Here is a 1571-nt window from a genome sequence, read left to right on the forward strand (position 1 = left end):
ACACGCCCCGCGAACAAGGGCAATACCTCCTGTTCCAGCCGCTCATGCAGTACAGAACGCCGCCGACCGGTCGGCATCGCCCCGATCCCGAAACGCAGTTCCGCCACCGTGACGGCAGACAGGAAAAGCGTCTCGATCGCCTGTCCATCGATCCAGGCCAGAACACGCGGCTCCGGGACGGGCTTCCACGGCTCCGAGATCACATTGGTATCGAGCAGGATCATTCGAAGGACATCGGCTCGGCCGGGGTCTGATCGCGGGTCTGCAAGGCCGCAATATCCTGATCACACATACCGGCCTCCCGACCGATGGACGCCAGAAGCGATCCCAGCCGGACCCGCTGCGGCGGCCGGACGGCCGCTTCCAGAATGGTCCGGATCTCTGCTTCCGTACTGCGCCCATGCAGCATGGCCTGCGCCTTCAGCGCCCGATGCGTCTCTTCCGGAAGATTACGAATAACCACAGAAGACATGACAGGACTCCTCATTTCCTGGAATGATATCATAAATATCATTTCGATATCTTTCCAGAAAAACCCGACATCCCCTCATCCAGATTCAGTTTTCCGGCACGTCCAGACGATCATCGTCCCTGATCTGCCCCCTTGTTCCGATCCGCTCCAGAAGAGCTTTGGCACGAGCAGGCGTGGTCCGTGTCGCCCGTGCGGAAAAATACCGTTCCGCTTCTGCCTGCCCACCCAGCCGGGCCGCGACAGCCGTCGCAACAAAAAGGTTCATGCTGACACCTGAAAGCGCCGCCTGACGCGTTGCGGCTTCCCGCATATCTTCCGGAAGCCGAAGCTGGATTTTACTGCTACTCATCCTCTCATCCTTCGCAAAAGAACACCTGGCCGCACTGCTGGAATACCGAACCGTGATACAGCCCGCTGCATGTCTTTCAGATTGAACGTGGCGATCGCATCCGCATTTCCGTTGATCGCTGTCTCAACCACAAGTTCATCATCACCGTGCGCTCCTGTCGGTCGCCACCTGTAATCAAAAGAAACCGGCACGCAGCACCCTGCAAGTCCATCAAGAACCTCCAGAACTTCATCCCCCTGAACGCCCATTCGAAAAAGGTTTTCAGAACGACGCAACACCGCCTCGTATTCGACCAGGAGGGTCGTGGAGAGCAGCAGACTGAAATTCCTATCCAAGGCCCCCAGCAAAAGCTGCCGGGACGCTCCGTCCGGTGACATGAATCCCGAAAGAACAACATCCGTATCAAGAACAACGCGCATAGTGACATCATATATGACGTCACTGCTTAACGTAAATCAAAATCTCCTACATCCCCATATCCATATCCCGCCCCCTGGAACGCGACAGCGAGCGCGTGCGCTGCGGCTGCAATCCATGATCGAGCGTCGATCCCTTCCGGACGCCCAGTTCATGCCCCTTCTGCCGCAGGAGGGATTCAAGCTGCACGTCCCGCTTCAGCTCCCTGAGCGCCACACCCTGCTGCTCGCGGCTCAGCCCGTCCCACGCCTTCACGAACCGCGCCGCCCGCAACTCGGGGGAATGCCGCACCTTGTCCTCGTGTTCCAGCCCCTCGACCAGCCTGCGCGCCCG

General features: G+C 58.9%; 4 protein-coding genes and 2 pseudogenes. All 6 read right to left on the reverse strand.

Translation table 11 applies throughout. The features are described from left to right. The coding region (locus OQZ28_RS17460) for a PIN domain-containing protein (protein WP_458136695.1) at window positions 1–224 on the reverse strand (224 nt) is incomplete at its 3' end. Further along, window positions 221–472, reverse strand: coding sequence for a FitA-like ribbon-helix-helix domain-containing protein (locus OQZ28_RS17465; RefSeq protein WP_025439953.1), 252 nt, complete (start codon window positions 470–472; stop codon window positions 221–223). The genes OQZ28_RS17465 and OQZ28_RS17460, both read right to left, overlap by 4 nt. 85 nt (window positions 473–557) lie before the next feature. Further along, window positions 558–737, reverse strand: coding sequence for a toxin-antitoxin system HicB family antitoxin (locus OQZ28_RS17470; RefSeq protein ID WP_242448110.1), 180 nt, complete (start codon window positions 735–737; stop codon window positions 558–560). Window positions 738–767: 30 nt separating this feature from the next. Further along, window positions 768–821 (reverse strand): annotated as a pseudogene (locus tag OQZ28_RS17475) (toxin-antitoxin system HicB family antitoxin); the annotation flags it as partial. Beyond that, window positions 818–1240 (reverse strand): putative toxin-antitoxin system toxin component, PIN family, encoded by a 423-nt coding sequence (locus OQZ28_RS17480; protein WP_010517487.1) that lies wholly within the window; start codon window positions 1238–1240, stop codon window positions 818–820. The pseudogene OQZ28_RS17475 and the gene OQZ28_RS17480, both read right to left, overlap by 4 nt. Before the next feature lie 46 nt (window positions 1241–1286). Then, window positions 1287–1571, reverse strand: a pseudogene (locus OQZ28_RS17485) (Ti-type conjugative transfer relaxase TraA); the annotation flags it as partial.

Source organism: Komagataeibacter sp. NFXK3, from assembly GCF_054182245.1.